Source organism: Methylocella sp. (genome assembly GCF_044226135.1).
Lineage (GTDB): Bacteria > Pseudomonadota > Alphaproteobacteria > Rhizobiales > Beijerinckiaceae > Methylocapsa.
In genome coordinates this window covers 1-23828 of record NZ_JBGAHM010000009.1, presented here as the reverse complement: position 1 = coordinate 23828, position 23828 = coordinate 1, and the positions used below count along the sequence as shown (strand labels likewise).

The 23828-nt window shown below is 69.6% G+C and carries 18 protein-coding genes; 10 read left to right on the top strand and 8 right to left on the bottom strand.

Going from position 1 to position 23828, the window contains the following annotated elements; all coding sequences use genetic code 11:
- Positions 1 to 3: 3 nt before the first annotated feature.
- Positions 4 to 657: a DUF4384 domain-containing protein gene (locus ACILRB_RS06220; protein WP_395665434.1), complete on the top strand. Its 654-nt coding sequence runs from the start codon at positions 4 to 6 to the stop codon at positions 655 to 657.
- Positions 658 to 705: 48 nt separating this feature from the next.
- Here the strand turns inward: ACILRB_RS06220 and tssH are convergent, their stop codons facing one another.
- From tssH to ACILRB_RS06180, 8 genes are all read right to left on the bottom strand, one after another.
- The gene (gene tssH, locus ACILRB_RS06215) at positions 706 to 3339 is read right to left on the bottom strand and encodes a type VI secretion system ATPase TssH (protein ID WP_395665433.1); all 2634 of its coding nucleotides are present in this window, start codon (positions 3337 to 3339) and stop codon (positions 706 to 708) included.
- 9 nt (positions 3340 to 3348) lie between these two features.
- Complete coding sequence (gene tssG, locus ACILRB_RS06210; protein WP_395665432.1) at positions 3349 to 4359, bottom strand: type VI secretion system baseplate subunit TssG; 1011 nt, start codon at positions 4357 to 4359, stop codon at positions 3349 to 3351.
- The gene (gene tssF, locus ACILRB_RS06205) at positions 4356 to 6314 is read right to left on the bottom strand and encodes a type VI secretion system baseplate subunit TssF (protein ID WP_395665431.1); all 1959 of its coding nucleotides are present in this window, start codon (positions 6312 to 6314) and stop codon (positions 4356 to 4358) included. Before tssF ends, tssG begins: the two co-directional genes overlap by 4 nt.
- 2 nt (positions 6315 to 6316) lie before the next feature.
- Positions 6317 to 6865 carry a type VI secretion system baseplate subunit TssE gene (gene tssE, locus ACILRB_RS06200; protein ID WP_395665430.1) on the bottom strand — a complete coding sequence of 183 codons (549 nt, stop codon included), beginning with the start codon at positions 6863 to 6865 and terminating at the stop codon, positions 6317 to 6319.
- A gap of 119 nt (positions 6866 to 6984) precedes the next feature.
- Positions 6985 to 7470 (bottom strand): Hcp family type VI secretion system effector, encoded by a 486-nt coding sequence (locus ACILRB_RS06195; protein ID WP_395665429.1) that lies wholly within the window; start codon positions 7468 to 7470, stop codon positions 6985 to 6987.
- A 129-nt stretch (positions 7471 to 7599) separates the two neighbouring features.
- Positions 7600 to 9108: a type VI secretion system contractile sheath large subunit gene (gene tssC / locus ACILRB_RS06190; protein ID WP_395665428.1), complete on the bottom strand. Its 1509-nt coding sequence runs from the start codon at positions 9106 to 9108 to the stop codon at positions 7600 to 7602.
- 14 nt (positions 9109 to 9122) lie between these two features.
- Positions 9123 to 9659 carry a type VI secretion system contractile sheath small subunit gene (gene tssB / locus ACILRB_RS06185; RefSeq protein ID WP_395665427.1) on the bottom strand — a complete coding sequence of 179 codons (537 nt, stop codon included), beginning with the start codon at positions 9657 to 9659 and terminating at the stop codon, positions 9123 to 9125.
- 197 nt (positions 9660 to 9856) lie between these two features.
- Positions 9857 to 11185 (bottom strand): ImpA family type VI secretion system protein, encoded by a 1329-nt coding sequence (locus tag ACILRB_RS06180; protein WP_395665426.1) that lies wholly within the window; start codon positions 11183 to 11185, stop codon positions 9857 to 9859.
- Between the two features lie 188 nt (positions 11186 to 11373).
- Here ACILRB_RS06180 and ACILRB_RS06175 point away from each other — a divergent pair, with 188 nt between their 5' ends.
- The 9 genes from ACILRB_RS06175 to ACILRB_RS06135 form a co-directional block, all read left to right on the top strand.
- Positions 11374 to 13233 (top strand): type VI secretion system Vgr family protein, encoded by a 1860-nt coding sequence (locus ACILRB_RS06175; RefSeq protein WP_395665425.1) that lies wholly within the window; start codon positions 11374 to 11376, stop codon positions 13231 to 13233.
- An 11-nt stretch (positions 13234 to 13244) separates the two neighbouring features.
- Positions 13245 to 13805, top strand: a complete 561-nt coding sequence (locus ACILRB_RS06170) for a DUF6931 family protein (RefSeq protein ID WP_395665424.1) — start codon at positions 13245 to 13247, stop codon at positions 13803 to 13805.
- 39 nt (positions 13806 to 13844) lie between these two features.
- Positions 13845 to 15155, top strand: a complete 1311-nt coding sequence (tagH, locus tag ACILRB_RS06165; protein WP_395665423.1) for a type VI secretion system-associated FHA domain protein TagH — start codon at positions 13845 to 13847, stop codon at positions 15153 to 15155.
- 91 nt (positions 15156 to 15246) lie between these two features.
- Complete coding sequence (gene tssK / locus ACILRB_RS06160) at positions 15247 to 16584, top strand: type VI secretion system baseplate subunit TssK (protein WP_395665422.1); 1338 nt, start codon at positions 15247 to 15249, stop codon at positions 16582 to 16584.
- Between the two features lie 93 nt (positions 16585 to 16677).
- Positions 16678 to 18174, top strand: coding sequence for a type VI secretion system protein TssL, long form (gene tssL, locus ACILRB_RS06155; RefSeq protein ID WP_395665421.1), 1497 nt, complete (start codon positions 16678 to 16680; stop codon positions 18172 to 18174).
- 8 nt (positions 18175 to 18182) lie between these two features.
- Positions 18183 to 21764 carry a type VI secretion system membrane subunit TssM gene (gene tssM / locus ACILRB_RS06150; RefSeq protein ID WP_395665420.1) on the top strand — a complete coding sequence of 1194 codons (3582 nt, stop codon included), beginning with the start codon at positions 18183 to 18185 and terminating at the stop codon, positions 21762 to 21764.
- Positions 21761 to 22474: a type VI secretion system-associated protein TagF gene (gene tagF / locus ACILRB_RS06145; RefSeq protein ID WP_395665419.1), complete on the top strand. Its 714-nt coding sequence runs from the start codon at positions 21761 to 21763 to the stop codon at positions 22472 to 22474. Before tssM ends, tagF begins: the two co-directional genes overlap by 4 nt.
- A gap of 36 nt (positions 22475 to 22510) precedes the next feature.
- Entirely contained in the window at positions 22511 to 22966 is a 456-nt protein-coding gene (locus ACILRB_RS06140) for an FKBP-type peptidyl-prolyl cis-trans isomerase (RefSeq protein WP_395665418.1), read from the top strand.
- Positions 22967 to 23009: 43 nt separating this feature from the next.
- A partial coding sequence (locus ACILRB_RS06135) for a serine/threonine-protein kinase (protein WP_395665417.1) occupies positions 23010 to 23828 on the top strand: 819 nt, incomplete at its 3' end.

Genomic DNA, 23828 nt, shown 5'->3' with positions numbered 1-23828 from the left:
TGCATGCCGAACGGTCGTCATGTATTTTTCGCCTGGCGGCGCCGCAGGCGCGCGCGCCTCGCGACGCTCATCGGCCTCGCCATCCTGGCTGCGGCTCCGGCGCGCGCCGAAGGCGCGACGCGGGCGGTCACGCTGGTTTCGCCGCAAAAGCCGTCGACGGCGGGCGGCCCCGAAAATCCGGCGGGTCTCACGATCGAGATTTCGCCTGGCGAACATATTCCGCTCGGCTCGAAAGTGGCGTTTCGCGTCAGCGCGCGCGCGCCCGGCTATCTGATCCTGATCGAGGCCGACGCCGCCGGAAAGGTGACGCAGCGCTACCCGAACATCTATTCCATGGCGCTGCCGGCCGGCGCCGGCGAAAGGTCGAACCTGCTGCAGCCCGGGCGCCCGGCGTTGATCCCGAACCGCTTCAATCCTTTCGCGGCGTTCGAATATGTCGCCGAGCCGCCGGCGGGGTCGGGGCTCTTCGTCGCGCTGTTGAGCCCGAGCCCGGTGCATGTCGTCGATCTGCCCGACGTGCCGGCGGAGCTGAGGGATCCGCGGCAAGCGAAGGCGTTTCTGGTCGAGGCCGCGCGCCGTCTGCGCATCGCCGGAGACGGAGGCCTCAAGGACCCGCGCTGGTCGATCGCCACGCAGCCCTATGAAATCACGCCCTGAACCGCCTCCTTCGCCGCCGCGCCGCCTCGCGCGTCAGATCCTGCGCGCTCAGGCCCATTCATAGGCGAAGGCGCCGTCCTGCATCCTCACCCGCGCCTCCCGCACCTCCTCCCTGGCGAGAACGCGTTTCAGGAATTCGCGGGACAGCGCGGGCAGCAGCGTGTTGGTGATGATGTTGTCGATGACCCGGCCGCCCGAATCGGGGTCGTCGCAGCGCGCCACGATATGCGCCACGACCTCGTCGTCATAGCGGAAGTCGGCCTGATGCGCCTCGCGCACGCGCCGCGCGATGCGCCCGAGCTGGAGCCGCACGATCCCTGCGAGCGTCTCGCGCGACAGCGGCAGGTAGGGAACGGGAACGAGGCGGCCGATGAGCGCCGGCGGAAAATATTTCAGGAGCTCGGGCTTCAGCGCGGCGGCGAGCGCGCCGGCGCCGGCGTCGGATGAGCCGTCTTCCGCCGCGCGCATGATGACGTCCGTGCCGACGTTCGACGTCAATATGATGAGCGTATTCTTGAAGTCGATCTTGCGGCCCGTCCCGTCCTCCATGATCCCCTTGTCGAACACCTGGAAGAACAGCTCATGCACGTCGGGATGGGCCTTCTCCACCTCGTCGAGCAGCACGACGCTGTAGGGCTTGCGCCGCACCGCTTCGGTCAGCCGGCCGCCTTCGCCATAGCCGACATAGCCGGGCGGCGCGCCCTTCAGCGAGGAGACGGTGTGCGCCTCCTGATATTCGGACATGTTGATGGTGATGACGTTCTGTTCGCCGCCATAGAGCGCTTCGGCGAGGGCGAGCGCCGTCTCCGTCTTGCCGACGCCTGAAGGTCCGCAGAGCATGAAGACGCCGATCGGCTTGCCCGGATTGTCGAGCCCGGCGCGGTTCGTCTCGATGCGACGCGCGATCATGGCGAGCCCGTGCGCCTGCCCGACGACGCGCCTGTTGAGGATTTCCGGCAGGCGCAGGACGTTCTCGATTTCATCCTTGACCATGCGCCCGACCGGAATGCCCGTCCAGTCCGAGACGACGGCCGCGACCGACGGCTCGTCGACATGGGCGTAGACCATGCGCTTCTCGGGATCGACGCCGCCGAGCGTGGCGAGCCTCTCCTTCAGCGTCGCGCGTTTTTCGACGTCCTGCGGCGTCTCGGCGAGGGCGGCGCGCAAGGCGACGATCTCGTCGATCAGGGCGCGCTCCTGCGCCCATTCCGCCTCAAGCGCCTTTGTCTTTTCGCCAAGCGCGGCGAGCTCGGCCCCGATTTCGGCGAGCCGGTCTTCGTCGGTTTCGCCGAGATCGTCGTCGGCGAGGAGCGCGGCCTTCTCGGCCTCGAGCGCATGCGCGCCGGCGCGCGCGTCGCTGAGCGCGGCGGGGACGGCGTTCTGGCTGATCGCCACCCGAGCGCATGTGGTGTCGAGCAGGCTCACGGCCTTGTCGGGCAGCTGGCGCGCCGGAATGTAGCGATGCGAAAGATTGACGGCCGCCGCGATCGCCGCGTCCGAGATGCGCACCTTGTGGTGCGCCTCCATCGGGCCGACGAGCCCGCGCAACATGGCGCGGCAGCGCGCGACGTCGGGCTCGTCGACCTGCACCGGCTGGAAGCGCCGCGTCAGCGCCGGGTCCTTCTCGAAGTGCTGACGGTATTCGCTCCATGTGGTGGCGGCGATGGTGCGCAGCGTTCCGCGCGCGAGCGCGGGCTTCAGGATGTTGGCCGCGTCGCCCGTGCCCGCCGCGCCGCCGGCGCCGATCAGCGTGTGCGCCTCGTCGATGAATAATATGATGGGCGTCGGCGACGCCTGGACCTCGTCGATCACGGCGCGCAGGCGCTGCTCGAATTCGCCCTTCATCGAGGCGCCCGCCTGCATCAGCGTGATGTCGAGCGCATGCAGGCGCACGCCGCGCAGCGCCGGCGGCGTCTCCTTGGCGGCGATGCGCTGGGCGAGACCTTCGACGATCGCCGTCTTGCCGACGCCGGCTTCGCCCGTCAGGATCGGATTGTTCTGGCGCCGGCGCATCAGGACGTCGACGAGCTGGCGGATTTCGTCGTCACGCCCGAGCACGGGGTCCATCTCGCCGGCCTCGGCTTTGGCGGTGAGATCCTGCGAGAAGCGCGCGAGCGCGGTCGTTCCCTTCGCGCCCTGCGCCTGCTGCGCGCCCGGCAATCCCGCGGCGGCGACGCCGGAGCCGTCGATCGGCTGGAGATTCTCCTCCTCGGAGCCCGCCCACAGCGTGCGATGCTCGTCCGTCGGCCCGTCGCCCGGAATCTTGGCGAACTCCGGCGAGATCGACGTCAGCGCGCGGCGCAGCTCCAGCGACTTCATGGCGGCGGCGATGAGATGGCCGGTGCGGATCTGCGTCTCGCCAAAGAACAGCGTCGCGTAATGCCAGCCGCGGTCGAGCAGGTCGATGATGGCGTGGGAGACGCCGGGCGCCTCGGTCTCGTTGCGGCGGAAGCCGTCGATCGCGCGGGCGACGTCGGCCGCGAGCCTGCCGCGGTCGAGACTGAACCGGTCGGCGGTGAGCGCGAGGTCCGAGCGCTCCTTTTGCAGGATGAACGACAGCCAATGCGCGAGCTCGACGTTGCGGTTGCCTGCGCCCTTCGCCTGGCGCAGCGCCTGCATGAAGGTTTCATAGCCGACGCGGTTGAGCTTGCCGGTCACCGCCTCAAGACTGACGTCAGCCATCCTGCTCTCCTATCGCTGTGCGGCTTTCGCCCGTTTCTCGCGCATGCGCTCGGCCGGATGGAAACGCGCGTCGCGGCGCACGCCTTCGGCCTTCGTCCAGTCGGGGGCGATCCAGCTCGTCCAGCCGAGCGCGCCGGCGCGTCCGAGCCTGACAGGCTCGACCTTGCTCGCCGGAATGGCGAGTTCGAGGTCAAAATCAAGTTCGTCGCCGACATAGAAAAAGACGAGGTCGGCGAGCTTTTCGCAGAACGCGCCTTCCGGCAGGAAGCGACGATAGGCGGCCATGTCGGGCGCGAAGATGCGCAGGCGCACTTTGTCCTGCACGCTGTAGAAGCTTGCGCCAATGAGCGCGTCGACGCCGAGCGCCGCCGAGCCGAGACGCGACTGGTCGGCGGCCTCGATCGGCAGGCGCGAGCCGACGAACTGGTCGATCTCGGCCTTGACGCCGAACAGGCCGCGCACGGCGGCGGACAGGCGCGCGGCCGAGCGCGCGCTGGCGCCGAGAAGGCCCGAATAGCCAAGCCTGGCGCGGTCGTCGAGGCTGTCGAGATGACGGAAGATCGGCGAGCCGAGCCCGCAGGCCGAGCCGATATAGGTCTCGAAACGGTCTTCGTCGGGCCGGTCGTGCTGGGCGATCGGACGCGCGTCGGCCCAGGCGCGGAAGAACAGCTGCAGGAAGCGGCGGTTGAGGATGTCGAGAAAGCGCGGAAAGGACTCGTCGCGCGCGAGGCTCCAGCCGTGCGCCTCCTCGGTCGCGGCGAGCGGCAGCGCGCCCTGCGGCCCGAGCAGTCCAAGGAACTTGACGAGAATATGCGCGCCGCCGTCCGGCCCCGGCTCGAACCGTGCGAGCGTCGAGGCCGGGAAATCCATGTAAAGGTCCTGGCCGAGACGGGCGTAATCCTCGCGCCGCGCGCCGGCGTCGCCAATGCGCGGCCGGTCGGCGCAGCGCCGCTCCAGAGCGCGCAGCGTCGCGAAGAAATCGAAGCTCCACGGTTTTTCACGCGCGTCGTCGAGCTTCACAGCGGCCTCCTGAGGCCCGAGCGCACGGGCCAGCGCATGATGACGCCGCGCTCGACGCTGCGCACCACGGTCTGGGTGAAATGGTTGAAGCCGGCGTATTCGCAATAGAAGCGGTCAAGGACCGCGCCGAGAAGAAACGCGCCGGCGCCTTCAAAGGCCTTCTCGTCGATGGTCACGGTCACTTCCGTGCCGCGCGCGACGCCGACCCCGTTCGCCTGCCGCACACGCCGCGCGACCGGGCGGCTGTCGACGCTGCGCACGCCCCTGACGCGGCGCTCCGTCGCGCTGTCCGACATGTCGGCGAACATGGCGAGCGTCTCGCGCAGGGCCTCCGCCGCGGCGCCCGCGCCCCGCTCGACGAGGCCGAGGTGGTTGAGGCTCAAAAGATTGACGAGCCGCCACGCGACCCGCCCGGCGTAGGCCGACTCGCTGCGGCTGCGCAATTGCGCGACGACCGGCTCGCGCGGGCGCGTCGGCCCCGCCGCGCATTGCAGTTCGATCGACATATTGTCGATGAAGCGGAAATCGGCGCCGCCCTGGCCGGTCGGCAGAAGCTCCGGCAGATGGCGGTTGGAGCACAGCGCGCGCACGCTCAGCTCGGCGACGGAGCGCGCCTCGGCGTCGGGCGAATGGTCGACGATCGAGATGAACATGTCGGAACCCATATAATCCGACGTCGGCCCGTATTTCTCCTCGCGCGCCGTGCGCCGGCGCGGCAGGCGCCGGACGGCGTAGTGCAGCCCGCCAGACCCGGCCTCGACCTCGGCGCAATAGAGCGGACGAACCGGTCGCTTGTCCTCGCCGCCGCGATGATGCGCGAACACCGAAAGAATGCGGCAGGGCTCAAAATCGAGCGTGCGGCTGCGGTCCGGCACGACGTGATATTCATGCTGGTTCGGCTTCACCTGCACGCGGTCGAGCGTCTTCTCGAACAAATTGACGGCCGGGGCGGCGTAGAGCGCGAACATGTCGGGCCGCGTCGCGACCTGCAGGCGCGGGTTGAGCTCGCTGAAGGCGATGATCAGGTCGACGTCGCGCGCCGGCAGCTTCTTCAGAACCTTGCGCAGCCCGGTCAGCCTCATGCCTAAAAATTTGCGCGGAAAGACGAAATATTCGCGCAGCAGCTCGAAGCCCGAAAAGACGCGCTCGTTCTTGGGAAACAGCGCCTCGTCGTCGCGAAAGCCGATCTGTTCGATGGAGTCGGAGGGCAGCGGAACGACGACCGGATCGCCGAAGGGGTCGAGATAGCGCAGATAGACGCCGGCGCGGCAGGCGAAGATCTGTTCATAGAGCGCCACGGCGTCGGATTCCGCGCCGAGGAAATAGATTGGCAGTTCGTCGAAGCGGCAGCCGTCGAACCAGAGCTCGGGCCGCGTCCCGGCCTCTTCGGCCGCGGGCTCGTCCTCGCGCAGCGCGGCGCTGCGATGGGTGAACGAGATCCTGAGCCCCGCCAGCGTCTCGGGCCCGACCGGCGCGCCGAGCGCCTGCAGCGGCGCCGGAGAGCCGTAATAATCGGCGCCGACGATCTCGAACGGCAGCAGCGTGATCTTCGCCGCGAGGCGGAAACGACAGGCGACCTGGCGCTCGCGCTCGCGATAGACCGCCTCAAGATAGGCGCCGGGCTCGATCGTGAGGCCGTCGCGCAGGGCCGGATCGTCATAGGGCGGAGCGGCGCGCAAGAGCAGCGCCGAGGGCGTCGGCGCGAGATAGTCGGGGACGAGCTGCTCGATGAGATTGTTGGTGAATTCCGGGAACTCATGCTTGAGCTTCAACTGCACGCGCGCGGCGAGGAAGGCCGCGCCTTCGAGCAGGCCCGCGATCATCGGGTCCATGCGCTCGTCGAGCAGGCCGCCGAGCCGCTCGGCGACGCCCGGATAGTCTTCGGCGAAGGCGCGCGCCTCTTCGTGCAGAAGCTTCAGCTCGCGGTCGTAATGATCGAGAAACTCGCGGTTCATCCTTACGCCTTCCTGATGGCGACGGCGCTTGAATCGATCTCGACGTCGGCGACGAACTCGACCGGCGCGTTGACCGGCGCGCAGATGAGGTCGGCCCGCACGAGAAAGCGCAGCCTGAGTTCGGCGCCGTCGAAGGAGTCGTCGCGCGCCACGCTGACCGTCGCGGGGGCGAGGCGCGGCTCGTAACGCTTCACGGCGGCCGCGATCTCGGCGCCGACGCCCTCGACCCCGGCGTCGTCGATCGTGCGATGGATGAGGTCCGGCAGGCCGTAATTGAGGATCGAGCCGCGGACCGCGTCGAAGGCGGACAGGTCCTCGCTCGACTCGAGCGCCGTGGCGTTGACGAGATTTTCGAGGTCGCGGGCGACCTCGCGGCGCAACGCCGCCTCGGTCACGGCGCCGCGGGCGGCCGAGCGGCGCGCGGCCACGACGCGCTCGCCGGCCTCGTCACGCAGGTCGAGCTTCTGGCGCGCGTCCTTCTTTTCGAAGGCGACGCGGAAAGCGTGCATGAAGGGGGGGCTGAGCCGGTTCTTGCGCGAGCCTTGAGACATCCGGCGGTCCATCCGGCAGAAAATAAGGCCGGAGCGCCGCGGGGGGACGCGGAGCGCCGGCCGAGTGTCCGAAAAAAGGCCCCGTGAACGCCGCGCGCCGGGCGCTGGCGTCAGGCGCGTCAGACCTTCTTGTTCTCCTTGACGTTCCAGCCGCTCTGGATGCCGCCGGCGAGGGTGCCGTCGGATTTCTGCGGCTTGTATTCCGTCTCGATCTTGGCGTAGGCCAGCGAGATGCTCTCATGGGCGAGGTCGCCGCCCGCGGCGTGGTCCTGGAAGGAGATCGAGGAAATCATCACGTCCGACAGCTTGACGATGAGATATTCCTGCTGCTCCTTGCCCGACTTGCGGAAGGTCAGCGTCGCCGATTTGACATGCTCGCCCGACGCGCAGGCGAGGAACAGCTTGGGGCTGCCCTTGTCGACCTTCTTGGTCAGATGGATGTCCTGGAGATGCGCCTTGCCGACGCCGCCGCCGCCGCCCTGCGAGAAGGAGGTGGCGTTCGACACGCCCCAGGACACCGTCTCGACCTGCATTTCGTTCTTGTGCTTCGAATCCTCGCTCTCGCCTTCGATGCCTTCGAGCTTCAGGAAAATATCGCCGGACATGTTCGCCTCGATGGGTTGGAGAAGTCAGTCTCTGTGACGCCGCATCCTTGTTGCGTCTGACTGTAGACTATCTGCTTCTCTGTTGTTTCTCGGTGTTTGATCGCACAATACTTGTTTTCTGGCGAAGGATTATTTTTTCTCCGCCGAAGGCAGGCGCGACACCAGGCTCAGCCCGATGTCCATCGCCTCAAGCTGGTAGTGCGGACGCAGGTAGAAGCGCGCGGCGTAATAGCCGGGGTTCTCCTCGTCGGGGAAGATGTCGACGCGCGCGTCGGCGAGCGGCTTTCGCGCCTTGACCGTCTCGGAGGAGCCGCGCGGATCGCCGTCGACATATTGGGTGATCCATTCCTGCAGCCACACGCGCAGGTCCTCGGCCTCCTTGGTCGCGCCGATCTTGTCGCGCACCATGCATTTGAGGTAGTGCGCGAAGCGCGACACCGCGAACATGTAGGGCAGGCGCGCCTTGAGGTTGTCGGAGGCGGTCGCCTCGACGCCGTTCTTGCCTTCGTATTTCTTCGGCTTGTAGACAGATTGCGCGCCGATGAAGGCGGCCTTGTCGGTGTTCTTGCGGTGGATCAGCGGGATGAGGCCGCTCTTGGCGAGCTCATGCTCGCGCCGGTCCGAAATCGCGATCTCGGTCGGGCATTTGAGATCGACGCCGCCGTCGTCGGTGGGGAAGGTGTGGGTCGGCAGGTTGATCACCTCGCCGCCCGACTGCACGCCGCGGATGCGCGTGCACCAGCCGTAGTCCTTGAAGGCGCGGTTGATGTTGACGGCCATGGCGTAGGCGGCGTTCATCCAGGCGTATTTGTCGCCCTTGTGGCCGTCGGTGTCCTCCTCGAAGGCGAACTCCTCGACAGGCTCCGACTTCGCGCCATAGGGCAGGCGCGCCAGCACGCGCGGCATGCACAGGCCGACATATTTGGAGTCTTCGGAATCGCGCAGGCCCTTCCAGGCCGCATATTCCGGCGTGTCGAACAGCTTCGACAGATCGCGCGGGTTCATGAGCTCGGTCCAGGAGTCCATGCCCATCAGCGTCGGCGCGGCGGCGGCGAAGAAGGGGGCGTGCGCGGCCCCGGCGACTTTCGAGAGGTCGCGCATGAGCTGCACGTCGGCGGGCAGGTGGCTGAACTCATAGTCGCCGATCAGGCAGCCATAGGGCTGGCCGCCGAGCTGGCCGAATTCGGCCTCATAGACGCGCTTGAACAGCGGGCTCTGGTCCCAGCGGGCGCCCGGATACATGCGCAGGTTCTTGTAGATTTCGCTCTTCGACACGTTCATGACGTGGATCTTGAGCTGCGCGTCGGTCTCGGAGTTGTAGACGAGATAATGCAGGCCGCGCCAGGCGCTTTCGAGTTTCTGGAACTCCGGGGCGTGCAGGATTTCGTTCATCTGCGCCGTGAGCTTCTCGTCGAGCCGCGCGATCATCGATTCGATCGTGTCGAGCACGTCGGACTTGATCACGCTCTGGTCGGCGAGCGCCTCGCGCACGAGGGTCGAGACCGCGTTCTCGACCTCGGTCTCGGCGCGTTCGGTGCGCGGCTTGAAGCTCTGCTTCAGGAGCGCGGCGAATTCCTCGACGTCCTGCCCCGCGGCGGAGGCGGAGGAGTCGACGACGGTCTGGGCGTCTGCAACCATGTCCCGCTCCTCTCTCAGGCCTTGTCGGCGGCTTCGGATTCGCCGCCCTTCGCTTCGCCCATGCGCGCGTTGAGCGCGGAGAGAAGCCCCGGATCGCTGAGCAGCTTCTTGAGCCGCGCCTCGGCGTCGGCCTTGCCGTCCATGTAGCGCAGCAGATTGGCGAGCTGGTCGCGCGCCTCGAGCAGCCGCGCGAGCGCCGGCACCTGGCGGGCCACGGCGGCGGGGCCGAAGTCGTCCATCTTCTTGAAGCGCAGCGACACCGACAGCCTGGCGTCCGGGTCGTCGCCGAGGCGGTCCGGCACGGCGAAGGAGGCGCCGGGCTCGATCGCGCCCATGCGCTTGTCGAAATTGTCCATGTCGACGTCGACGAAGCCGCGGTCGGCGACGTCGGGCTTCTCGACGCCCGGGCTCGGGCCCGAAAGATCCGACATCACGCCCATGACGAAGGGCAGCTCGATCTTGCGTTCGGCGTCGTAGGGGTCTTCGTAAGCGATCTGCACGCGCGGGGGACGGTTGCGCTTGATGAAGCTCTGTCCGCTGTCGCCTGTCATGTCACACATCCTTCAAAAGCTGCAGCCGCGCCGCGGCGAAACGAGTTGAGGCCTGTGTCCGCGCGAGGGTGATCCTGAAAGCCTGGACGGTCAATCGATTCCCGCGCCACACGGTCGGCCGGCGCCTCATGCGCCCGCCACAGGAGATAGGCGCGTGCGACAGGCGCGTATGTGCGGCGCGACACAGGGACGGGGCGCTAGCGTCCGCCGTCCGGCGTGCGCAGCGTGTCGGGCGGCAGCATGTCCTTCAGCAGGCTCAAGAAGTCGCGGCCCGTCACGGCGCGGGCGCGCTCGACCAGATAGGCGATCGGGCTTGAGGGCTCGGCCTGCTGGTAGAAGGCGCCGACCTTCGCCAGCAGGGCGAGCGCGGCCTCGCGCGTGTCGACCGCAAACGACGGCGGCTCGCCGTCGTCCTCCGGGGCGTCCTCGATGGCGGCGAAATCGGCGAGCCGCGCGACCGGCAGCTCGAACATATGCGCGCGGCCGATCGAGAGCTTCGCCTCGTCCACATAGTCGGGCGCGAGCACGCGCAGCGCGTCGAGGAAGGATTTGCCGATCAGCTCCTGCGCCTGGCGCACGAGCAGCAGCGCCGGATTGGAGGGCTCGCGCCGCATGTAATAGGCGGAGGCCGCGCGCAGCGCCGCCGCCGCGGCGCGAAAGTCCTTGACGTCTCCGGCCGGGAGCGCGGCCGTCGGCGCGCCGTCCGCCGCGCCCGTCTCGGGCGGCGCGTCGTCGGCAGGGGGGGCGGCGGCGGGGTCGCGCAGCGCGACCTGCGCCTGCAGCAGCGCGCGCATGGCGTCGGCGAGCGGCGCGAGGCGCGGAAAGGCGACCGCCTCGGCCGCGCCGACATGGCTGACGAAGGCTTCGCGCATGCTCCGCAGCGCGTCGACGAGAAGGCCCAGTTCGTCGCGGCGGCGGCGCAGCGCGTCGAGATCGGTTTCTTCAAAGGCGCGGCGCAGCGCGGCGGGGTCCGGCCGCTCCTCCTCGCCGCGCGGCTGGGCCTCGCCTTCGGCGAGAAGATGCAGGCGAAAAGATACGGTTCCGAATCTTTTGTGCTCGAACAGCGGCGCATATTGCAGCGGCAGGATGACGGGCGCCATGTCGTCGAGCGACTGCAGCGCCGCCATGCGCAGCAGAAAGTCGCCGTCCTCGCCCCTCGGGTGAACGGCCTCCCACTGCGTCGCGCAGAGCGCGGCGAGCGCCTGCGCCGCCGTGACGAAGCCGGCGAGATCCCGGTCGAGGATGCGGAACTTCGCGAGCAGGACCACGAGGCGCAGGTCGCGGGTGCGCGCGAGAAGCGGCTTCAGCGCGGCGTATTGGGCGGGAAAATCGGCCTGCGCGCGGTCGAACGGGCGCCCGTCGTGCGGAGAATAGAAGGTGGCGGGCACGACGCCTTCGCCGGCGGCCATGAAGTTCATGTAGGCCGCGTCGCCTTCGAGGTCGAGGTCGGGGCCGCAGGGCGCGTCGGGGGCGAGCGGCGCGGCGAGCGCGGCGAGCGAGAAGGCGTCGTCGTCTTCGGCGGCCATGGGGTCAGCCTTCTGTTGCGGCGCGGCCGGCGGGGCGGGCGGAGCTGGGGGCGGGCGGAACTGTGTGAAAACGCAACGCCATGCGCAAGGCGTCCGGACAGGATTCGGGTCGGGCTTCGGGCCGCCTTCGGCTCGACGGCGCCGCCGCAAGCCTGTATCGTCGGCCCGACCGGGCATTCGAGGTTCGCATGACGTCCGAACTTGCTCAAGACACGCGTCTCGCCGTCCTTGAGACGCCGCTCGGCAAGGACAAGCTCGCCGCGCGGCGCTTCGACGGCGCCGAGGGCCTGAGCGAATTGTTCGAGTTTCGCGTCGAGGCGGCGAGCCTTGAGGCCGACCTCGATTTCGACCGCGCCATCGGCGCCAACTGCTCGGTCGCGCTGAAATCCTACGACGGGCGCGAGCGCCTGTTCAACGGCGTGCTGGTCGAGGCGCAGGCGGCCGGCTCGCGCGGCGAGCAGCATCTCTACAGGCTCACCCTGCGCCCCTGGCTGTGGCTTCTGTCGCGCACGAGCGACTGCCGCATCTTCGAGAACAAGACCGCGCTCGACATCGTCAAGGAGGTGTTCAAGGGCCGCGGCCTCAGCGATTTCTCCGACCGCACCACGAGCGGATATCCCGAGCTCGACTATTGCGTGCAGTATCGCGAGACCGACCTCGCCTTCGTCAGCCGGCTGATGGAGCGGCACGGGATCTATTATTTCTTCGAATATTCGAAGGACAAGCACACGCTGGTGCTCGCCGACGCCAAATCCTCGCACAAGCCCGCCCCGGGCCTCTCGAAGCTGCCCTTCCTCGGCGGCGACCGGCAGGAGCGGCGCGACCGCGAGCATGTCGCGACCTGGACGCCGCAGCGGCGCTTCCGCTCGGGGAAATTCGCGCTCGTCGACTATGACTATCTGCAGCCGACCGCCGACCTGAAAAGCGACGCGCAGGGGCAGGCGCGCTACGCCCGCTCGAAGATGGAGATCTACGACTATCCCGGCAACTACAAGAAGAAGTCGGACGGCGAGACCTACGCCAGGGTGCGCCTTGAGGCCGAGCAGGCGCAGGACCGGCGCAAGACCGCGGAAGGCGATTCGGTCAGCCTGTTTCCCGGCGCGCTGACGACGCTCGACGGCCATCCCTCGGCCGGCGAGAACAGGGAGTATCTCGTGCTGCGCGCGCTGCACGCCTACAACGCGCAGTCCTATCGCTCGGGCGAGGGCGGCTTCGGCGATCTCTATTCGGGCCGCTACGAGCTGCTGCCGAGCGACGTGCCGTTCCGCGCCCGGCTCGCGACGCCGCGCCCGCTGGTCCATGGCCCGCAGACGGCGAAGGTGGTCGGCAAGGACGGCGAGGAGATCGACGTCGACGAGCACGGCCGCATCCTCGTGCGCTTCTTCTGGGACCGCAAGAACAGGCAGTCGTGCCGCGTGCGCGTGGCGCAGGTCTGGGCCGGCAAGGGCTGGGGCGGCCAGGCCATTCCGCGCATCGGCCAGGAGGTGGTGGTCGAGTTCCTCGAAGGCGACCCGGACCGGCCGCTCGTCACCGGCGCGGTCTACAACGCCGACTACAAGCACCCCTACGAGATGCCGGCCGACAAGACGCAGTCCGGCCTCAAGTCCGATTCGTCGAAGGGCCATGGCGGCTACAACGAGTTCATGTTCGAGGACAAGAAGGGCGCGGAGACGATCCGCATGCATGGCGAGCGCGACCATGAGGTGAAGATCCGCCGCGCCGAGACGGTCGAGATCGGCGAGGTCTTTGCGGGCCATGGCGACCCCTCGCGCAAGACCACGCTCAGGAACGGCTCGGACGAGCTCTCGATCCAGAACGGCGACCAGACGATCGACGTCAAGGGCAAGCAGGACGTGACCGTGCTGCAGACCATCGCCGTCGAGGCGCTCCAGAAGATCACCTTCACGGTCGGCGCGAGCTCGATCACCATCGACCCCGTGAGCGTCACCATCAACGCCCCGATGATCACGGTGCAGTCGTCGATCAAGACCGACGTTTCGGGCGGCGCGATGATCAATCTGACGGCCGGAATCATCAAGATCAACTGAGGGGCCCGCAGATGAACGCCGCCGTCCGCCTCCGCTTCGCGACCGCGCAGGACCTCTATGAGGCCTATCCGACGGCGCGGATCGACGTCGGCGCGCCGGCCGACGCGCGCGGCAGCCTCGACTTCGCGCGCGCGCTCGCGGGCGCGGGCGAGCTCAAGGGGGCGCTGTCGTTTTGCGCCTATCTGCTGTCGCGCTTCGACGCCGTGCTGTGGGCCTGCGCATGCCTGCGGCGCGACGCGATGTCCGGTGCGAGCCCCGCCGAGGCCGCCGCGCTCGCCGCCGCCGAAGCCTGGACGCGCGAGCCCGACGAGACGCGCCGGCGCCGCGCGCTCGACCTCGCCGAACGCGCCGACGTCAAGAGCCCGGCGACCTGGGCCGCCTTCGCCGCCGGGCGCGCCGGCGGGCAGATCGCCGTCGATGAAAAGCATCTCGTCCCCATGCCGCTCTACGCCACCGCGCAGGCGGCGCGCATCAGCCTCATCCTCGCCGGCGCGCGGGCGGGCTTTGCGGCGCGCGACGATCTCATGCGCGGCTGGATCGAGGCCGGCCTCGCCCGCGCCGCCGCCGACTGACCCGCCGATGCTGAGCCCTCCGCGAAAAAGGCCGACGCCATGGCGCTGAAGCTCGTTCTCGAAAATGTCGCCAACCTGCCGGACGGCGGCCCCGTCAGCCTCACGGTGACGGGCCGGCGCGGCGTCGACATCGGCCGCGACGCCCATCTCGACTGGACGCTGCCGGACCCAAACCGCTTCATCTCGGGCAAGCATTGCGAGATCCGCTACGCCGAGGGCGGCTATGTGCTGACCGACGTGTCGTCGAACGGCACCTTCGTCAACGACGAGCCGTTCCGCCTGCGCGCGCCGCGCCGCCTGCGCGACGGCGACCGCCTGCTCATCGGCCATTACATCGTCGCGGTCTCGCTCGACGGGCCGGAGGCCGCGGGCGCGGAGGCCGAGGCCGCGCCGCTCCCGCGTCCGTCCGACGATTTATGGGAGAGCGCCGAGGCCGCGCCTGAGCCGATCGACCCGCGCCTGCTGCGTTCCGCGCCCGAGCGGCCGAAGGGGCCCGATTTTCTCGACTGGGCGCTCGACGTGTTCGATCCGGTCGCGCCCGCAAGGCCGCCCGAAGCCGCAGGACCGCAGGAGCCGGCGCGCTTTGAGGAGGCCGACTGGCTGCCGCCGCCGCCGGCGCCCGCCGCGCCCGAGCCCGTTCCGCCGCCGCCCGTTCCGCGCCGCCCTCTGTGGGAGAGCGAAGCGGCGGCCCCGGCCGCGCCCCCAGAGGCGCGCGACCCGTTCGCGCGCGATCCTTTCGCGCCCGATCCTTTCGCCGGCGCGCCCTTCGCGCCGCAGGGCGGGGTCGACGCGCGTTTCGCGCGGCGCTTCGCCGAGGCCGCGGGGCTCGACCCGCAGGCGCTGGCGCGGCCTGACGCCGAGGCCTTCGCGGCCGAGCTCGGCGCCCTGATGCGCGTCGTCGCCGAGGAGGCGAAGGCCATGCTGCAGGAGCGGCTCGACATGAAGCGACTGGCGCGCGCCCATGTGACGACGATCGAGCCCGCGGGCAACAATCCGCTGAAATTCTCGCCGACCGCGCAGGACGCGCTCGCCCTGATGTTCGGCCCGCCGTCGCGCGCCTATCTGCCGGCGGCGCAGGCGCTGCGCGAGGCGTTTTTCGACCTTCGCGCCGCGCAGCGCGCGACGCTCGCGGCCGCGCGCGAGGCGGCGGCGCGCTTCGCCGCCGATTTCGACCCCGCCCGCATCGAGGCGGAGCAGAAGGACGGCGGGCTTTTTTCGTCGCGCAAGGCCAGGGCCTGGGAGGCCTATGCGGCGCAGACGAAGGCGCGGGCCGACGCGCATCCTGACGGCCTCGCCGGCGTCTTCATGCTGTATTTCGCGCAATGCTACGACGAGGCGCGCAAGGGGTAGGGCGCGCGGCGCGCAAAAGGGATTATGTTTGGCGCGTCGCGGTTTGGGGCGCTGATTCGGACGGCCGAGGCGCCGGGGCGGGGTGGACGGAATGTCGTGGCACAGCAAAGTCCTTTGGTCGGAAGGGCTTTTCCTTCGTCCCCACCATCTGCAGCAGGCCGACCGCTATCTTGAGCATCTCGTCGAGCAGCGCGCGCGCCATGTGACGCCCTACCCATGGGGGTTCTCGCATATCGAGATCGACCGCGACCTCGCGCAGCAGAGCCGGTTCGCGCTGCGCCGCGCGGCCGGGATCATGCCCGACGGCACCCCCTTCGACGTGCCGAACGACAGCCCGCCGCCGGCCCCGATCGAGGCGCCTGACGCCACCGCCGGCCAGCTCGTCTGGCTCTCCATGCCGACCGCCGCCGCCAACACGCGCGAGGTCGACGCGGCCGAGGCCCCGAGCGCGAGCCGCTATGTGATCGGCGCCGAGACCTTCATCGACTCGACCTCCCCGCTGCGCGTCGAGGAGGAGATCGACGTCGCCTATCCGCGCCTGTCGTTCGACCTGCGCAAGACGGCGCGGCCGGGCTTTCAGGGCCTCGCCGTCGCGCGCATCGTCGAGGTGCGCGACAAATCGATCATCTTTGACGAAAAATTCGCGCCGACGCTGCTGCTCGTCTCGGCCCATCCGACGGTCGAAGGCTGGCTCGACCGCGTCATCGGCTGGATCGACGCCAAGCTCGGCGAACTCGCCCGCTATGCCGCGGACCCGACCGCGGGCGGCGGGCTGCAGAGCGTCGACTATCTCGTGCTGCAGGTCCTGAACCGGACGATTCCGGTCCTCCAGCACCTGCGCGGCTCGCGCTTCGTCCATCCCGAGCGGCTTTACGTCGAGCTCGTCCGGCTGGCGGGAGAACTCGCCACATTCGCCACCACCGAGCGGCGCGCGCGGCTCTATCCGCTCTACGACCACGACAATCTGGAGCCGACCTTCGCGCCCGTGCTGCGCGACCTTCAGGATTTTCTGTCGGCGCGGCTCGGGCGCCGGGCGATCCGGCTCGACATCATCGCGCGCGCGGAAAACGCCTTCATCTCGCCGATCCGCGACCGCAGCCTGTTCCGCACCGCGAGCCTCGTGCTCGAAGTGTCCGCGCGACGTCCGCTTTCGGAAATCCAGACGGCGTTTCCGCAGCTGTTCAAGGTCGGGCCGGGCTCCAAGATGAACGAGATTGTGCACGCCCATCTGCCCGGCGTGCCGCTCGTGCATCTGCCGACGCCGCCGCCGCAGATCCGCGCCATCACCGACCATGTGTACTTCTATCTCGACCGCACCTCGCCGCTGTGGCCGGAATTCTCCACGGCGAGCTCGATCGGCATGCATTTTTCCGGCGACTGGCCGGAGCTGTCGCTCGAACTCTGGGCGGTGCTGGAGGATCGGGGGTAAAATGGCGCCAGGCTGCGCCATGTTCGCTGGCGCACGGCGCGCCGGGGCGGCGCGCGCCAGGGTGCGCGCGGCGAGAACGGCTGAGGCCGGACCATGACGGGCGACGACAATTTCAACGGGCTCGGGCGGCGCGACGGCCGCACCGTGATCGTGCCCAATCCCGGCGGCCGGCGCCCCGAGCCCGCCCGTCCGGCGCAGGCGCATACCCTTCCTGCCCCCGCCTTTGCGCCGCCGCCTTCCGCGCCGGCCTCCGGTCCCGCTCCGGCGCGGGCCTATGCGCCGCCGCCCGCCTATGCGCCCGAAGCCTCGCCCGGCGAGGAATGGATCAAGGGGCGTTCGCCCGAGCTCGCGCCGCAGGACGGGCCGCGGCGCGACATCGACGTCGGCGAGCTGATCGTCCCCAATGAGAATCCGCTGCTGCGCGCCGGCGGGCCGCTGCTGCTTCTGCTCGGGCGCCTGCGCGTCGCCCAGCTTCACGCCTCGCCGGCCGCGCTGATGGGGCAGGTGGCCGACGCGGTCGCCCTGTTCGACAAGGAGGTGCGCAAGGCGGGCGTTGCGCCGGCGCAGGCCGAATCCGCCAAATACATCCTCTGCGCCACCGCCGACGACATCGTCCAGAACATCCCGACCGAGGACCGCCACGTCTGGACGCAATATTCGATGCTGAGCCGCTTCTTCGGCGAGCGCATCGGCGGCGTGCGTTTCTTCGCGGAGCTTGACAGGGCGAAGGCGGACCCGCTCAACACTTACGACCTGCTCGAACTGTTCTATGTCTGCCTCGCGCTTGGCTTCCAGGGCGTGCACCGCAGCGCGCAGAACGGCGTCGCCAACCTGCAACAGATCAGGCGCGACCTCTACGAGCTGCTGCGCCGCGTGCGCCCGCGCGTCGACCGCGACCTGTCGCCGTTCTGGAAGGGGCAGAACCTGCCGCGCGGGGCGCTGCGCGCCCGCGTCCCGCTGTGGAGCGTGGCGGGGCTTGCGGCGCTCGCCCTGTTCGGGCTGTTCGTGACGCTGCGCATGCTGCTGGCGGGCTCGGCCGACGTCGCCGCCGCCGGGCTCGGCGATCTTCTGGGCCGGGGCGAGATCAAGCTCGTGCGGCAGAATTTCGCGCCGCCGCCCGCGCCGCCCCCGCCCGAGCCCGGCAGGCTGACCCAGCTCCAGCGCATCCGCCTCGCGCTCGCGCCCGAGATCGCCGCCAAAAAGGTCGACGCCACCCAGACCTCGACGCGCATCAAGATCATCGTCGGCGACCTCGCCGCCTTCGCCTCGGGCAAGGCCGTGGTCAAGCCGGCTTTCGAGCCGGTCGCGGCGCGCGTCGCCGAGACGCTCGAAAAGGAGCCCGGCGCGATTTCGGTCGTCGGCCACACCGACAATGTGAAGCTCGCGCCGACCTCGCCCTTCGCCTCGAACTGGGACCTGTCGATGGCCCGGGCGAAGGCCGTCTCGGCCCTGCTGAAGAAGGGTATCAGCGACGGCGCGCGCCTCGAGGTCGACGGCAAGGCCGATGAGCAGCCGGTCGCCTCCAACGACACGCCGGCCGGGCGCGCCCTGAACCGGCGCGTCGAAATCTCCATCACCCGGTCGGATTGAGGCGCGCCATGCTGGGCAGGGACATTCTCCGCGTCATCGCCTTCGGCGCCGGCCTCACCTCGCTCGCGGCCCTTGTCTGGCTCGCCGGGCCGATGATCTCGATCGGCGGCTGGCGGCCGCTCGAACATCCGGTCGTCCGCGACGTCGCGGTGCTGCTCGTCGTCGCGGCCGGGGCCTCCGTCGCCGGCTGGTCGCTGTGGCGCAGGCGCAGGAGCGCTTCGGCCATCGAGAAGGGCATGGAGACCGCCGCCGTCGAGGACGGCGACGGGTCGGTCCTCGCCGAACGGATGAAGGACGCGCTCGCCACCTTGAAAAAGGCGTCGAAGGGCGGGCGCGACTATCTCTACGAGCTGCCCTGGTATCTGCTGATCGGCCCGCCCGGCGCCGGCAAGACCACGGCGCTCGTCCATTCCGGACTCAAGTTTCCGCTGAGCCGGGGCGCGGCGCCGGCGGCGGTCGCCGGCGTCGGCGGCACGCGCTATTGCGACTGGTGGTTCGCCGAAGACGCCGTGCTGGTCGACACGGCCGGGCGCTACACCACGCAGGATTCGGACGCAAGGGCCGACCACAAAAGCTGGCTCGCCTTCCTCGACCTGTTGAAGAAGAACCGGCCGCGCCAGCCGATCAACGGCGTGCTCGTCGCGATCGCGCTGTCTGACGTCATCACGGCGGGGCCGGCCGAGCTTCAGGCCCATGCGCTCGCCGTCCGGGCGCGGCTGATCGAGCTGCATGACGAGCTGAAGATCGACTTTCCGGTCTATGTGGTCTTCACCAAGGCCGATCTCGTCGCGGGCTTCCGCGAGTTCTTCTCGTCCTTCGGCGAGACGGCGCGGGCGCAGGTCTGGGGCGCGACCTTTCAGACGGCCGACAAGACCGCCAATCTCGTCGGCGAGACGCCGGCGCAATATGACGCGCTGATCGCGCGGCTGAACGAGCTTGTCGTCGACCGGCTGCAGGAGGAGCCCTCGCCCGCGACGCGCGCCTCGCTCTACGGCTTTCCGGCGCAGATCGCGGCGCTGAAGAAGCCGCTCCACGACTTTTTGAACCTCATCTTCGAGCCGACGCGCTACCACGCCAATGCGGCGCTGCGCGGCTTCTATTTCACCTCCGGCACGCAGGAAGGCGCGCCGATCGACCAGCTCATCGGCGCGCTGACGCGCGAATTCGGCGCGCGCGAAGGGGCCGCGAACGCCTTTCTGGGGCGCGGCCAGAGCTATTTTCTAAAGGACCTGCTGGGCAAGGTGGTGATCGGCGAGGCCTCATGGGTTTCGACCGACCGCGCCGCCGTGCTCCGCGCGCGCATGCTCAAAGGGGCGGCGCTCGGCGCGATCGCGCTCCTTTGCGCCGGCCTGTCGCTCGCCTGGTTCGGCAGCTACCAGCGCAACCGGGAGCTCATCGCGCGCACGCAGGCCGGCGCGGCCGAGTTCACGGCCGTCGCCGGGCCGCTCGCCCGCGAGACCGAGATCTCCGACCGCGACCTCGCCAGGATCCTGCCGCCGCTCAACAAGCTGCGCTATCTGCCGGCTGGCTTCGAGACGCGGGGCGAAACGCCGCCGCTGTCCGCGACCTTCGGCCTGTCGCAGTTCGAGCGGCTGCAGTCGGCCTCGAACGGCGCCTACGCCATGGCGCTCGAACGCCTGCTGCGCCCGCGCCTGATCTACCGGCTCGAAGAGCGCATGGAGGCGAACCGCGGCGACGCGAGCTTCCAGTATGAGGCGCTGAAGGTTTACCTGATGCTCGGCGGGATGCATCCGGTCGACCGCGACCTCGTGATGAACTCTCTGCGGCGCGATTTCTCCGAAAACCTCTATCCGGGCGCGGCCAACGCCGAGGGGCGCCGCCTGCTCGAGGCGCATGTCGCGGCGATGTTCGACCTCAACGGCGAGGTCGCCGTCGAGCTCAACGGGCCGCTCGTCGCCGAGACGCAGGCGCTGCTCGCGCGGCTCAGCCTGTCGCAGCGCGCCTATGAGCTTCTGCGCGCGCAGGCCGCGGCCTCGGCCGCGCCCGAATGGAGCGCCGCGCGCGCGGCGGGGCCTGATTCGACGCTCGTGTTCGAGGCGCTTCAGGGCGCGCCGCTCGACACGGTCACGATCCCCGCCTTTTATACATACGCGGGCTTTCATCGCCTGTTTCTCCCCGAGCTGCCGCAGATCGCCGACCGGCTGAAGGCCGACCGCTGGGCGCTCGGCGAGGCCGGGGCGCAGGCGGCGGTGGAGGACCAGTACAAAAGCCTCAACGACGATCTGCTGGCGCTTTATTCGCGCGACTTCATCGCCGCCTGGCGCGGCGCGCTGGCCAAACTCAAGCTGAAGCGCCTGCTCGCCGACAAGCCCAAATACGCCACGCTGGCGGCGGTCGCCGCGCCGACCTCGCCGCTGAAGCAGATCGTGCAGTCAGTGCGCGACGAAACCGCGCTGACGCGCGAGCGGCCGGGCTTCGCCGACGCTGGAGCGAAAGACAGGGACGCCAGGGACAAGGACGCCAAGGACAGGGAGGCGAAAGACAGGGACGCCGTGCTGTTCCAGAACCGCGCCGCGCCGGGCGCCGAGATCGAACAGGCGTTCAAGCCCTATCATGTGCTCGTCGACGGCGATCCGGCGCGCCAGCCGATCGACGTGATCATCGGCAATCTCGCCGAGATCCACCGCAATCTGCGGCTCGCCGGCGATCCGGCGCAGGCGGCGCAGGCCAACGCCCAGATCGCGGCGCAGGTCGCGGCGCTGCGCGGCAACGCCAATCTTCTGCCCACGCCCTTCTCGACCATGCTGCAACAGGCCGCGACCGACGTCGACGGCGACCTGACCAACAGCTTTCGCGCGCAGTTGAACCGGTCGCTGCGCGAGAACGTCACCAACATCTGCCAGCAGATCGTTTCGAACCGCTATCCCTTCGCCAGATCGGACCGGGAGGCGGCGCTGTCCGATTTCGGCCGGCTGTTCGGCGCGCAGGGGATTCTCGACCGGTTCTTTTCGGCCGAGCTCGCCAAATATGTCGACACCTCGAAACCCGCCTGGGCGTTCCGGCCCGAAAGCAGCGTCGGGCGGGCGCTGGCCTCGTCCAACGCCACGCTGAAGGAGTTCCAGCGCGCGCAGCAGATCAGGGAGGCGTTCTTTTCTCAAGGGGGTCTCATGCCGGCGCTGACCCTGACCGTCACGCCGCCGCCCGCGCCGCTCCCGCCGGCGCTGGCGCCCGCGGCGCAGCCGGCCGCGGCCGGAACGGCGCAGGCGGCCCCGGCCCCCGCGCCGGCCGGCGTCGGCGTCAAGATGGACCTCAACGGCACGCCCATCGTCAGCCCGGCCGGCGCCTCAGCGCCCGTCGTCGCGCAATGGCCGGGCGCGGGCGCGAACCGGGCGGCCGTGATCGTGACGCCCGACACGCCGGGCGCGCAGCCCTCAAGTCTCGAGCGGCGCGGCCCCTGGGCGCTGTTCCGGCTCATCGAGGCCGGCGCGCCGGTGGCGCGCGGCGACGAGCTGACGCTGAGCTACATCGTCGGCGGCCGCGAGCTGCAATACCGGATTCGCGCGGGCACCACGCTCAATCCCTTCACGCTGCCGGCGCTGCGCGACTTCCGCTGCCCGGCCGATCTGTGACGCGCGCCGCCCCCCTGCGCATGGGCCTGTTCGGCAAGATCGCCGCGCGGCCCGACTATGTGGCGCATGACGCGCCGCGCCCGTTCATCGCGGCGCTTGAACCGTGGCTGCATGCGGGCGTCGCCGCGAGCCGGCTCGCGCTCGACAGGGGCTGGCGCTCCGCCTTTCTCGCCGCGCCGCTCTGGCGCTTCTGGCTCGGCGGCGAGATCTGCGGCGCGCCGGCGCTTGGCGTCATGGCCCCTTCGATCGACATGAACGGGCGCTATTTTCCGCTTCTGGCCTTCGCCATGGCCGAAGGGGCGGAGGGGATTGCGCCTCCTGAGCTCGTCGACCAGGAGGCGTTTCTCAAGGCCGCCGAGGAGCTGCTGCTCGGCACGCTCGCGCCCGGCGCGCCGTTCGAGGCGGCGCTCGCCGCGCTCGCCGCGCTGCCCCGGCCGAAGCTCGCGCCCCTCGTCGCGGCGCGGGCGCCGGCTCTGGCGCTGCGCGGCGGGCTCATGGCGCCGCTCGACGACACGCCGCCCGAGCGGCTGTTCGCCTCTTTGCGCCGCGCCGACTGGGCGCGGACCTATGGCGCGGCGAGTTTTTGGCATACGCGCGGCGGCGCGGATTTCCGTCCGCTCGCCATGGCGCTCTCGGGCCTGCCCGATCCCTCCCTGTTCACGCTGTTCCTGACGGGGAAATCCGCTGGCGGCGCGGGCGCCGGAATGTGATAAGTCGGGCGACGTCGCAAAGCTGAAAGGGCTTCCATGGCCGCCGATTTCCTTCGCAGACTGCTTCCCGGCGCGCGCGCCTCGCGCGCCGCGCTCCTTGGCGCCTCGCTCGCGGCCGCCGCGGCGCCGGCGCTCGCCGCCGAGACGACCATGAAATCCGGCCTGCGCGTCTCCGAGACGACGGTCGGGGCGGGGGCCGAGGCGACGCCCGGCAAGGCGGTCTCGGTCCATTACACGGGCTGGCTCTACAAGGACGGCGCGAAGGGCGCGAAATTCGACTCCTCCGTCGACCGCAACGAGCCCTTCACCTTCAGGCTCGGGGCAGGCGAAGTCATTCCGGGCTGGGACGAAGGCGTCGCCGGCATGAAGGTCGGCGGCAAACGCACGCTCGTCATCCCGCCGCAGCTCGCCTATGGCGCGAGGGGAGCGGGCGGGGTGATTCCGCCGAACGCGACGCTCCTGTTCGACGTCGAACTTCTCGGCGTGAAATAACCGGCGCGCCGCGGCGCCCAACGCTTTTCACAGGTCGCGGATCGTGGCTCACGGATCAAACCACGACGAGCTTGCGGGCGCGGCGATCCTGCGCCCGGGACAGCAGCTCAACGGCGTCTATGAAATCGACGCGCTGCTCGCGCGCGGCGGCATGGGCGAGGTTTACCGGGGCCACGCCATCCAGACGGGCGATCCCGTCGCGATCAAGGTGATCAGGGCCGATCTCGCCGAGAACGAGCTGGCGCTGGCGCTGTTTCGCTCCGAAGCCTCGAAGCTGCATCGCCTGCATCACGAGGCGATCATCCGCTATTTCCTGTTCTCGGTCGATCCCGCGGTCGGCCGCGCCTATCTCGCCATGGAGTTCGTCGAGGGCGAGCCGCTGTCGCAGGCGCTGCGGCGCGGCCCGCTGCCGCCGGCCGAGGTCCGGCGCCTTGCGATCCGGCTCGCGGGCGGGCTCGGGGCGGCGCACCGGCGCGACATCGTGCATCGCGACGTCTCGCCTGACAACGTCATCCTCCAGCGCGGCGACGTCGACGAGGCCAAGATCATCGATTTCGGCATCGCCCGCTCGACCGAGGCCGGCACGACGCTGATCGACGTCGGCTTCGCCGGCAAGCTCAATTATGTGTCGCCCGAGCAGGTCGGCCTTTATGGCGGCGAGGTCGGGCCGCGGTCCGACATCTACAGCCTCGGCCTGGTGCTCGCCGAGGCGCTGCGCGGCGAAGCGCTCGACATGGGCGGGACGCAGGTCGAGATGATCGAGAAGCGCCAGCGTCTTCCGGATCTCTCCGGGGTCGACGCGCGGCTGCGGCCGGCGCTCGACGCCATGCTGCGGCCAGATCCCGCCGACCGGCTGCAGACC